Below are 12,229 nucleotides of genomic sequence, written 5' to 3'. Positions count from 1 at the left end.
GAGAATATACCACAATACCCAACACCATCAACCAGTTGATTATTAACGATTTTTTATTGGTACACCTGTATTACAGTTACCTTTATGAAACACTTTTTAAAAATCTCTCGTTACTAAAAGGTAACACTGGAAAGTGCATCAAGATCAGATGGGGTATTTACATTTTGAAACACTGGTTTTAACTGGGGTACCGAGACCACTTTATGCCTTTGTTCTAGAAAAAATTGACTGACTTTATATTGTTCATCTGCAAGTGCAATTTGAAGACCCGGTAATAAGTTTTTATGTACTAAAGAAAATAAGGGCTGAAGCCTTTCACCATCGTGAGGAATAATTAAATCCAAAGATAAATTCATTTGTTTTTTTAATTCAGGAAAAATTTCTTGAATTGGACCAGGAGCATCACAAGGTAGGATAAAAGCACATTGATGGCGTGCATCTAAAAGTCCCGCGTGTATACCCGCAAGCGGTCCCCTATAATCGCTGTATTCATCTGAAATCACACGAATATTTTTTCTTAACCTATACTCATCTAGATGAGTATTCGTGACCACAATAATGTCATCAAACTCTGACTGAACTCTACTTAAAATACGATCAATCATACATTGATTGTTAAATAACATAAGCCCTTTATTAACACCCCCTAGACGACTACCACGACCACCAGCAAGAATAATTAAACTCGCATTAAACATTTTTAACCCCATAACAGCACACCTCTAACACCATTTTGCAAGAACGCCTTTTAAAAAAAAACCAGGCAATAATGCCTGGTTTTTTATATCATCAATTTAAAGATTTTTATATTGAGACCTTTACATGAGTGGGATGCGAGCTAAAAATGAGAAAAAATTTTCCATATCTAGGCGGGAAACGCAGGGAATAGCCAGCTATTGCCAAGTTTTCCAACAACGATAGGGGAAATTTTAGCCATTTTTAGCCGTAGAGCCATCTCGTGCAAAGGTCTCATATTAACCTTAGATTAAGAAAGTCGCTTTGATTTTAATGAAATCGTACGCTTGTACTCTTCCACCGACCCTACACGGCGCATGTCTGCAAAGACACCTTTGTAATAAGGGACTTTGTTACGGTCCGTCCATTCCGTAACAATATTACCGACACATCCCTTATCGTACATGGCCAACATAAAGACTTGGCCTGCTGGGACAGACTTGTCGTCAACAACCGCATAGGCATTAACGGATCCATAATCATTGAAAAGTTCAACAATGTCACCCGATTCAATGCCCTGCTTTTTAGCATCTTGTGCATTCACTTCAACATAGGCCAAGGGATAACGCTTGAAAACTTCTTCATTATAACGATCATGATAACCTGACTGCCAAACTGAGTTTGTACGGCCATTATTTACAAATAAACCATATTTTTGCTTCTGTTTTTCAACGGGAGCAGCCAATCCGTTCCATTTAGCCGGCTTAAAATGAGCCTTACCATTAGGAGTACTGAATTTATAATCGGCATAAATCATTTCAGTACCAATTAATTTACCATTTTTAAACTCTTTAATTGGTAGCTGAACACCATTTGTACCAGCTTTACTAAGGTTGTCATAGGTTGCTAAATGACCACTGGCGCCACCTTGTGAATCAATCTCCTTAAGGTGTGCTGAACGGAAACCATCATTAAACGCATCCTCTTCAGTTTTCCAATCAAAGCCTTCAAAGCGTTTTGCCATTGTGCTATTGCCATCTTTTGCATATAGAGCTTTCAATGCATTCGCAATATCGGCTGCAATTAAGCAATCAGGTTTAGAAGAACCTGGCGCATCCATGAATTTCTCTGATAAACGTAAACGACGCTCACCTGACATTGAAGTCAAGTTCATTTCACCTGGATGGGTTGCCGGGAAAGAAAGGTGCGCATGAGGTGCCCATGAAGATGGATACAGGTTCATATTGGTGATAAATAATCCGCCTTTATTAGTCACGGCATCGTAAATAGCATCCACTAAGGCTTCTGTTGAACCTCCACGAACTTGACTCATTGCTTCTGTCACAATTTGCGCACGACGAGCTATAACTTCCTTGTATTCGGTTGCATTCAGCGTTGTTTGTAAAGTACTCACGCCCCAAGCGGTCAACATTTTATACTTTCCAGCAATCAACTCTTGGTCAACATAAATTTTGCTGTTTCCAGGGTAACCAGGACGAGCATACCCTTCTTGGTGACCACCTAAACGGCAAACTCCTGTTCCTCGACGTCCCACATTGTGCGTAGCAAGCACTAAGTCTACCAATGCAGATTGAATAAGGTAGTTATCATTCCCCCAAATAATCCCCTTTTCATAAGGATGGAAGGTACGAGGTAAGCTACCATCTGACTTCGGCTTATAAGCCCATTCAGCGGCTTTTTTAAGGTCTGCAACGGAAACACCTGTAATGTCGCTACACTCTTGCAGTCCCATTTTATTAGTACTAACAGCTTCTTGAAAACCTTGCGTATGGCGAGAAATAAATTTCTTATCAATCCAACGTTGGCTTACAACATAGCTTAATAGACCATTGAATAAGGCCGTATCAGTTCCCGGATTAATTTGTAAGTGAAGAACATTGTCTTTACCGGCAACCTCTTCAGAAATTGCAACAGAAGGTGAGCGACGAGGATCCACAAAAATAACTTTACATTTTTTGTTAAAAGGCTCGTTTCCGAAGAACTTCTTTTTCTTAGCAACGGAGGCCCCTTGCATATTTGGCAGCCAATGCACTAGAAAGTAATTTGACTGAGTCTCATATGGATTGGCTCCCACACAAAAAATACAATCCGAAATTTCAGCATCTTCATAAGAGTTATTTAACTCACCCACACCCATCTCACGAGTTGCATGGCATTCTGAGTTATATGCAGGTCGATTGTGAATACGCACTTGAGGCGTTTGAATCGCAGAAAACATAAGCTTACCCGTTCCCCAAGTATTTTCAAAACCTCCACCGGCGCCACCGTGGTCAAAACAAATAAATGCGGTATCATCTTTACCTTTACCATCATTGCCTAATACTTTTTTGGTTAAACCTGCATAAACAGCTAAAGCTTCATCCCAAGTAGTACTCATCCATTCTCCAGAGCGTTTAATCTGCGGTTCTTTTAAACGATCTTTAGTTTTGCCTTCGGCACTGTACATGTACTCACCCATTTTACCGCCACGGGCTGAGAACTGGCCTTTGTTAACCACACAATTCTTATCTGGTGTAATCATGATATTGTAGCGCTTTCCATCATGGTCAGTAACGGTATTGGTCATGCTTTCACGCATAGCTAATGCCAATGGAGGAATCGGTTTACGAAAATCCATACCTAACGCGTTTTGATCAGCAGGCTTCCCACCCTCAGATCCTTCAGGCCATTTATACACATGATAACCACAACCAACTATACAAAAGTGGCAGGTCATATTCGTTTTTTTAGCTTCTACTGGTGGTAGTGCAATTCTATCTGTTGTCATTACGGACTCCTTATAACTCTATGAAATTGGCTTGACGACCATAAATTAAACCTTCGACACCGACCGCAGTCACATTGCCCGTTGACTCATCGTAATCTAAAAGGATTCGAGGAAGATTATCTATCGCCTGACCTATTGCTACCTGTCCACTTTTTTCTGCATCAAACACGCTAAAATGGCAATGGCATTTGAATACTTTCTCATTGCTATCATATTGTGTTGGGCATCCCATATGCGTACAAAGAGTGCTATAAGCAACGATGTTATTATTTGGTCCCACACCACCTTCCACTGGCTCATCATGATTAATTAATAAACAAGGAGACATACTGTCAGGATAGGTAAATGCTTGCGTATTCCCCAGCGATTGAGCGTTACTAATTTTCTTTTTGGCAAATTCAAAAATCGTCTTAGTATCTGTAGATGCAGCAGCGGGGCTTGCGTTTAAACCTGCTATAGGAGCGGCTACAGCCGCAGTCGCTAATCCTCCCGCTTTAAAAAAATTTCGACGTGTAATTTCACTCATGTTTTTACTCCAAATCATGTTTATCAGATAAAGCTTTGTGTTATATTCTAAAAATATCAGTAATCCAATTATCTATTAGCAATACTGACTTAACCCCTTACTAACAAAGACCATGCCAAATATAAAATTAAATCTTTTCAACAAGTTAGATAAAACCATGTTCTACAATAGTAACGTTAGGACAGCTACTGAGTTACCAATCAGTAACATTTTTTCAAAATGGATATGGATTACTTTGTGCTTTTTTATGATTAGTTCGACAACTTTCGCACAAACCTCGCCTTTGAGGTTTGCGATTACCCCCGTTTTCATGAACTCTCAGGCAAAGTTTCTGCAAGAATGGCAGAGTTATTTATCCCAAAAACTTGGAACACCAGTGACATTCATTCAAAGAAATAGTTATTCAGAAATCACAGCGTTACTAGAGAATAATCAAGCAGATGTCGCTTGGGTTTGTGGCTATCCCTATATTCAGCATAAAAAGAGCCTCACTTTGATTAGCAGTCCGTTATTCAAAGGGGCTCCTCTTTATCAATCTTATTTAATTGTGCCGAAAGCAGATAAAATCACCCATTCCATTTTTGATTTGAGACATAAATTAATTGCTTACTCTGACACTCATTCTAATTCAGGCAATCTTTATCCTAAATATTTACTATGGCTATGGGGAGAATCACCTGATCATTTTTTCAAAAAAATGATATTAACGAATAGCCATGAAAATTCCATTAAGGCAGTGGCTGTTGGTTTAGTTAACGGGGCATTTGTAGATGGGTATGTATGGGAATCTTTACAGAAAATTCAGCCTAAAATCACCCAACAAACAAGAATAGTACTAAAGTCTCCTGAATTTGGTTTTCCGCCAATTGTCGCAAGAAGTGATTTATCGCCGGATATTAAAAAACGCTTTAAACATATTTTGCTCGGCATGGATAAAGATGTTCAGGGAAAAATTCTTTTAAATCAATTACTCCTAGATGGCTTTCAAGAATCTAGCCCTAATCTATATGATTCAATTCAACAAATGCAGAGTCTAGTCGATGGATTGGTTTTCAAATAACTGGATACAAAAGTATCAAGACATAAGTCTGAAGTGGAAAATCCCTCTCCGTTCGATAATGATAGTGCTACTTTCCGCGTCAATCATTAGTAGCGCCTTAATTTACTTAACAGCTTCAGAATTTAAGAGTATCTATCAACAATATGTTAAAAACATGGTGGTGATGTTTTCTGACTCTTTAAGCTACTCGTTGCTTTATGACGACCCTTGGCACGCCTATATGACTCTTGAACAAATTACCAGTAAGGATTTGATTACAAATCATAATCAGCCAATTTTGAAAATAAATTATTTACTCATTTTAGATCAAGATAATCGGGTATTTGTGTCGAGCCATCCAAAAAAGTTCCCCATTCTAAGCAATGTTAATCGAGTAGCCGAGCTAAAAACAATTACGAGTTATAATTTTGATTCATTAGACATGTATTCTAATCAAATTGCTCACCAACTGTTATTAGCAGCGCCTATTAAAAATGACGCCATTACATTAGGTACCTTTATTGTTTCGCTGGACACTTCCCCCTTATCTGCTCAACTCTATCGGATGATTTTACGTATCATCATTCTGACTTTTCTCACCTTAATCCCTTTAACCTTTTTAGTGATTATTTGGTCTAGAAAAATTGCAAATCCCTTAATTGCATTGTCAAACTGCATGAATGCAACCGACAGAATACAACCTCAAAGAAAATGCTTTTTGTTACCAGACTCAAAAGATGAAATTGGTCAACTAATCCTCTCTTTTAATCAAATGCTGAGTAATATTGAAAAAAGTGCGCAGCTTGAGGCTGAATTCCATCACTCTGAACGCTTTGCTGCTTTGGGACGAATGGCTTCTGGTATAGCGCATGAAGTCAATAACCCCTTAGGAGGAATGCTGAATGCGATTCAGACTCACCGTAAATTACCAAAGCCTAGCCAAGACCAGCAGGATCGTACTTTTAATTTATTAGAAAGAGGCTTATTACAAATTCAAGATACCGTTTCTGCTCTACTAGTTCAGGCAAAATATAACAAACGCACCCTCCAATCTATGGATTTTAACGATGTATTTCATTTGGTTAAACCCAAAATCAAAGAAAAGAACCTAACACTGCAACACAATCAATCCACTAACAACCATCAGATAGGAAAGCTTCCCGCCCATCCTATTCGGCAAATTATGATTAATTTAATTCTGAATGCAATTAATGCCTCTGAAAATGGTGGCGTGGTCCAAATAGACCTCCAGACCTCAGAGGATTTTTTACAATTTGAGGTCTCAAATTCAGGAAAAAAATTGACTCCGGAAAGGTTAAAAACTCTTTTTGAACCCGATTTCAAAGCTGGCGACCTCAATAGACAAGGTTTTGGTCTATGGATTAGCTATCAACTGATTAAACAATTACAGGGTGAAATCACCGTAACATCCGAAAATATTACCCGCTTTACAGTCACGCTTCCGTTTGAAAAACAGGAAAGCAAAATACAGGATGAAGATGATGCAAGCAAAGAAAGTCTATGATGTTGCTTTAATAGAAGATGACCCCATTATGGGAGAGTCATTATGTATGAGATTTGAATTAGAAGGATTCTCATACAAGTGGTTAAAAAATCTTGAGGATGCTAAAAAAGCACTCCATAAATATCGATTTCATCTCGTTTTAAGTGATATTCGGCTACCTGATGGCAATTCAGAAACCTTATTGAAAAGCCTACTTTCCTCTGGCAATAGCATCTCTTCATGGATAGTATTTACTGGTTATGCAACAGTAGATCAAGCTGTTCGCATGATGCAATATGGCGTAGTTGATTATTTAGCTAAACCATTCGATCTTGAGCAATTAATTTCTAAAATAACATCTAAATTGGATCAAAATACAAATTGCACCATTCCACCTAACCTCTTCTTAGGAACCTCTTCACAAATTCAGCATATCCAACAAATCATTATTAAAATGGCAAATCATCCTCAGACAGGTATATTAATTCAAGGGGAAACAGGAGTAGGTAAAGAGAGAGTTGCACAACTCTTACACCATCTCACATACCCCGATCAGAAACAGCCTTTTGTTGCTTTAAACTGTGGAGCCATCAGTGACAACTTATTAGAATCTGAATTGTTTGGACATGAACAAGGAGCCTTCACAGGCGCTCAAAAAAAGCACCTTGGTGTACTAGAAAGAGCGAATGGAGGTACCCTGCTTTTAGATGAGATAGGTGACATGCCCGAAAATATGCAAGTTAAACTATTGAGGGCCATACAGGAAAGAAACTTTATGCGCGTAGGGGGCGAAACCCTCATTTCATTTAAAACCAGAATCATCTGTGCGACGCATAAAAACCTTGCTGAATTAGTAGAGATTGGTGCATTTAGAGAAGACCTATATCATCGTATAAATATTATAACATTACCCATCCCCCCGCTCAGAGCAAGGGCTGAAGACATTATCCCTATTGCAAGTCAAATTCTGAAAGACTTATCCCCCCCTGCACCCAATTCTGAACGTTACACCTTAGCTCCGCCCGTAGAAATCGCTTTACTTTCCTACCGTTGGCCAGGAAACATTCGAGAACTCAAAAATTGCTTGGAAAGAGCTACCGTAATGTGCGAAGGTAATATCATTAACATTGATGATCTAGGACTTGACCCAAAACAACTAGAAGAAATACATGATGGTAAGACTTTAAAAGAGCATTTAAATTACTGTGAACGAAACTATATTTTGACCTCCCTAAGTCAACAACAAGGGAAGATTATCAAAACTGCCGAAGCTTTGGGCCTCAGCCGAAAGAACCTATGGGAAAAAATGCAAAAGTTAAATATCAGTTCGCAGTGATTTAAACACCGTACCATCTATTTGAGACCTTTGCACGAAAGTATGCGCGAGTAAAAATGGTTCTAGGTGCCCCTTGAGGGTAAAAATTCACCTGATTTTTGTTGTACCCCAAGGGCACTTCCGTTGGGCGACAACTTGTGAATAGCTAGCTACTCCCTGCGTTTTCGGCCGCAAACAAAGAACTCGACGCCCGAAGGGCGTAAGTTGAGAATCAGGCAAATTTTCTCTCATTTTTCTTTCGCACCTATCTCGTGTTTATGCCCTTGGGTGCAAAGGTCTCTATTTGTTTTTTTAATCTTCGTGCCTCTGTGTCTTCGTGGTTAATTTTTACAATACTGGATAATCAATCACAAAATACGGATACCCGAAATAGTTAAGACATGTTTTCTTTTATTGGTTCACTTCACCGTTCGGGTTATACTTAAATTCAACAAACATGGTTTGAGAATTTAATATGACTTCATGGGTTACTCATAATCGTTGGAAAAGCGGCATTATTGTTTTACTCATCGCCTTTGTTCTAGCGCTACCCTATTTACTCCAACAATTTGCCCAAAAAGCTCTTCTAGATCATGCAAAACCTTATGGGATTGAAAAGGTTCAACTCAGTAAAGTTAATCTCGACCCGTTAACAGCATCGATTCAAATTCATAATCTACGCCTTTTTAATAAAACCTCGTCTGATAAAGCCGTTGCAGAAATTGGCTTATTAGGCGTTAACCTAGATTTAACTGCACTATTGAAAAAACGTATTTGGATTCAATCCTTAAAGTTTGAAAATGCTAACCTGCCCTTTGAACTCAAGCAGAATCAACAACTTTTTATGGCGGGTATTCCACTCACCCATCCCGATTCAAAACCAGAAGACAAACCATCCGGAAAAAATCAATTTAGCTACTTACCAGGCCTGGATAATATAAGCTTTAAACAAATACAACTCTCGCTTAAATATCACAAAAAAACCACCAACTTACAAATTGAGAACCTCTCTCTAAATGAACTCCATGCCTGGAATAAAGAGGGCTTTGCCCGCTTAATCATCAAAAGTAAACTCAATCAAAATCTCATAAAAGCAAACCTACAACTTCATCTATTTTCTGATGCTCCCAAAGTCGTCGGTACCTTTCAAGCGAAGGCAATTAAATTGGATGAGTTTAAACAATTCATCCCTCAAATTCCTTGGGATTTTTCAGGTCAATTAACCAGTGACATTACCTTTACTCTTGCCCAAACACAACAAGGCATAACCCTTTACCAACAAGGAAAGTTAGCACTTAACAAAATAAAACTTCAGCAACAAAATAACCAGCAAAGTACAAAATTACAAGCTTCAAATATAGATTGGAAAGGCGATTTGCACCTTATCCAACCAACTACAAAAGCCAAAACTCAACTCAGTTTAAACGGTCAATTAACCGCAAAAAACCTTCGTGCAAACCAACTTATTAAAAAAGATAAGCTTGCTTACAACACCCAATTACAAACTCTAAATTTAAAGGGTAATCACCAAATTAACTTGGGTAAAAGCTTGCAAATTATCACGACTAATAACTTAACGCTTAATAACTTAAGACTTAATGAATCAAACCTTAATCAATCAAATTTAAACCACAAATCACCAAAATCAGCACTAAACATTACTCTTAAACAAGCCTCTATAAAAGGTAAAGCCCAAATTAATCAAGGATCAGAAACATTCATTAGCTTAGTACAAAAGCTCAACATTAAAGCTTTAGAGTTTACTGACCCCAAAAATAAAGTTGAGTTAAAAACGGATTTAGCTGCCAAGTTAAACAACCGTATTACCTTAAATAAAGACCACTTTACGCTGTCTCAAAAAGACAATAACGAATTAACGCTTACCCACCTTTCAGCACAGCAAGCTCAATGGTTTACTCAGCTTAATCAAATAAATTGGCAAGGTCGTTTTAACCTTAACAATCAGCCAAAGCTCACGATTCAATCGAATGGGAAAGTAGCGATTAACCAGTTTACACTTGAGAACAGTGCAAAAAAACGCAACATTGCCGGGTTAAACCAACTAAATATTGCCGAACTTAACATTAAGAATTTACAGGATATTGAGCTTAATAACATTCAATTACAAAACCTGTCCGTTACTAAAAACAACAAACAACCAGGCCTGGTAGATATAAATAACCTGCAACTTTCTCAAGCACATTTTCAAGAACGGGCTAAAACCAAACAGCTAACCTTAGGTCACTTAGCTATTAAGGATAGCGCAACACACCTTACCTTAACCCAAAATAATCACATTAAAGAAGTTGATAAGCTTCTGGCTTTAATTGGCGAACCAGCTCAGAAAAAAACAACATCTGCGGCAATCGATACTGCTAAGGTTAATGGTAAAGCGCCTATTAATCCAACTAAAAAACAAGATAAAGCCTTTAACTATAGCTTAGCTTCATTAGAGTTATCGGGCGACAACCCCGTGTTTATTAACATTGAACAAACTCAACCGCCATTAAAACGAACACTTAAGATTAACCAACTTTCTTTAGGAAAAATCGCCAGCCAAGCACCACACAAGGCGAGTAAATTCTCTGTAAATATTGCTCTTGATGAATTTAGCAAAATACGTAGTAAAGGAGAATTTACACCTCTAGCCCCAAGCAAACACTTTAAGGCGGCTACTCATTTAAATGGCTTGGATTTAAAAGACTTATCCCCTCTTGTAGAGCAAAAACTAGGCTATCAAATAGAGAGTGGACAACTCAATGCAGATTTTTCTACCCAAATAGATAACAATAAAATCAAAGCCAAAAATGATATTCAGCTCAACAAATTTGTCTTAGAGTCTGTTAATGACAAAAAAACTCAAGCGATTGAAGAAGGCTTTCCTATTCCTTTACAAGCCGGTTTAGGCTTATTGCAAGACAAAAATGACAACATTTCACTCTCTATACCGATTAATGGTAATTTAGATAACCCTGATTTTAAAATTCAAGACGTGATTAATACTGCCTTAGGAAATGCACTTGCCTCAGCATCTAGATCTTACCTACTATTAGCACTTCAGCCTTTTGGTGCTATTGCGCTAGTGGGTGAGTATGCACTTGAAAAAGGAACAAACATTAGTCTTCAGGCCGTTGATTTTGCACCTGGAAGTAAGCAACTCTCGCCTAAAATGAAAATCTATCTCAAAAAGCTCAAAAAACTCCTCGCAGAACGCGAAGCCATTCAAATTAAACTCTGTGAAGGCGCTTCAAACATAGATCGTTCTGCACTGAAAAAAATCGCTTTGCAAGCCAACATTAAACAGCAAACAGACAAAAACCCTAACGCTAAAGTTGTGGTACCTGATATTACGATTAGCGATAACGATTTAATTCAATTGGCCAAACAACGTCAAAGCGCCATTAAACGCTACTTGATTAATCTTGGAGCGAGTAATAAGCAGCTTATTTTATGTAAACCAAAAATCTCCAAAGATAATAAAACTAGCCAAGTCAAACTTAGTATTTAATCTATTAAATAAAAGCCCAGGCCTGATCGTTTTAAAACACACCAATAAGTTTAAAAAACGCTAAAATACCCGCATGAAATTAAACTCTATTGTTATCCCTTCTTTTGACGAGAACCTACAACCAAACCCTAACCTAACCCTTATTCATGGTTGGGCAGCGGAAAGCCGTGTCTGGGAAGAATGGGCAACCACAAAGTTTGCTAAAGACTACACTCTAACGCTAATTGATCTACCAGGATTTGGTGACAGCCCTGCCTTACCCAAAAGTGAGAATATTGAAGCCGACTGGATTCAAGCTATTGTTGACGTTTTACCTGAAAAAACCCATTTATTAGGTTGGTCTTTAGGGGGACTTTTAGTACAACAGGTTGCTCTGCAATACCCAAATAGAGTTCAGAGTTTAATCTGTTTAGCCACCACTCCGCGCTTTACCCAAAATGATGGTTGGCAACGTTCTGTCAGTCCGCAAATTATTGGTGACTTTATGAAAGCCATGAGCATTGAAGTGGGTGGTGTATTGAAAAAGTTTTGGCGCTTGCAACTGCAAGGGTCTGACAATAGTCGTGCTTTAATGAAAGCACTGGGCGAACATATGTCAAATCGTAAACGACCAGGCCTGGTAGCTTTAAACCAAGGATTAACTTTACTTAAAGACATGGATAATCGTTCACAATTAACTCAATTAACGATGCCAACACTTTGGTTATTAGGAGAGAGAGACCCGCTTATTCCTCAAGAAATTCGTGAGAACCTTCATGAATTACAACCTAAGGCCCATATTCAGGTTATTCCTGGTGGCAGTCATATCCCTTTTTTCTCTCAGCCAAATGAAACTGCTGAACCGATTCTACAATTTTTAAAACAAGCGTAATTC

Annotated in this window: 8 protein-coding genes; 5 read left to right on the top strand and 3 right to left on the bottom strand. The window is 38.2% G+C overall.

Features of this window, described 5'->3' with window-relative positions:
- Positions 1–113: 113 nt before the first annotated feature.
- The 3 genes from BS34_RS0100365 to BS34_RS0100355 form a co-directional block, all read right to left on the bottom strand.
- Positions 114–710: a molybdenum cofactor guanylyltransferase gene (locus BS34_RS0100365; RefSeq protein ID WP_029406576.1), complete on the bottom strand. Its 597-nt coding sequence runs from the start codon at positions 708–710 to the stop codon at positions 114–116.
- A gap of 275 nt (positions 711–985) precedes the next feature.
- Positions 986–3,463 carry an arsenate reductase (azurin) large subunit gene (locus BS34_RS0100360; protein WP_029406575.1) on the bottom strand — a complete coding sequence of 826 codons (2,478 nt, stop codon included), beginning with the start codon at positions 3,461–3,463 and terminating at the stop codon, positions 986–988.
- A 10-nt stretch (positions 3,464–3,473) separates the two neighbouring features.
- Positions 3,474–3,989 (bottom strand): arsenate reductase (azurin) small subunit, encoded by a 516-nt coding sequence (locus tag BS34_RS0100355; protein WP_029406574.1) that lies wholly within the window; start codon positions 3,987–3,989, stop codon positions 3,474–3,476.
- A 112-nt stretch (positions 3,990–4,101) separates the two neighbouring features.
- On the opposite strand from BS34_RS0100355, the gene phnD reads away from it, so the two are divergent.
- From phnD to BS34_RS0100330, 5 genes are all read left to right on the top strand, one after another.
- Positions 4,102–5,049 (top strand): substrate-binding domain-containing protein, encoded by a 948-nt coding sequence (phnD, locus tag BS34_RS0100350; protein WP_084151525.1) that lies wholly within the window; start codon positions 4,102–4,104, stop codon positions 5,047–5,049.
- Positions 5,030–6,553, top strand: a complete 1,524-nt coding sequence (locus BS34_RS0100345; RefSeq protein ID WP_084151524.1) for a sensor histidine kinase — start codon at positions 5,030–5,032, stop codon at positions 6,551–6,553. Before phnD ends, BS34_RS0100345 begins: the two co-directional genes overlap by 20 nt.
- Positions 6,528–7,868, top strand: coding sequence for a sigma-54-dependent transcriptional regulator (locus BS34_RS0100340; protein ID WP_199774068.1), 1,341 nt, complete (start codon positions 6,528–6,530; stop codon positions 7,866–7,868). Before BS34_RS0100345 ends, BS34_RS0100340 begins: the two co-directional genes overlap by 26 nt.
- A 454-nt stretch (positions 7,869–8,322) precedes the next feature.
- Positions 8,323–11,355, top strand: a complete 3,033-nt coding sequence (locus tag BS34_RS0100335) for a DUF748 domain-containing protein (RefSeq protein ID WP_029406570.1) — start codon at positions 8,323–8,325, stop codon at positions 11,353–11,355.
- Between the two features lie 73 nt (positions 11,356–11,428).
- Positions 11,429–12,226, top strand: coding sequence for an alpha/beta fold hydrolase (locus tag BS34_RS0100330; RefSeq protein ID WP_029406569.1), 798 nt, complete (start codon positions 11,429–11,431; stop codon positions 12,224–12,226).
- Positions 12,227–12,229: the final 3 nt, after the last annotated feature.

The organism is Thiomicrorhabdus sp. Milos-T2 (assembly GCF_000702325.1).
In the GTDB taxonomy this organism is placed as follows: Bacteria; Pseudomonadota; Gammaproteobacteria; order Thiomicrospirales; family Thiomicrospiraceae; genus Thiomicrorhabdus.
Note: the sequence above shows the minus strand (reverse complement) of the source record. Positions and strands in the feature narration are given on the sequence as shown.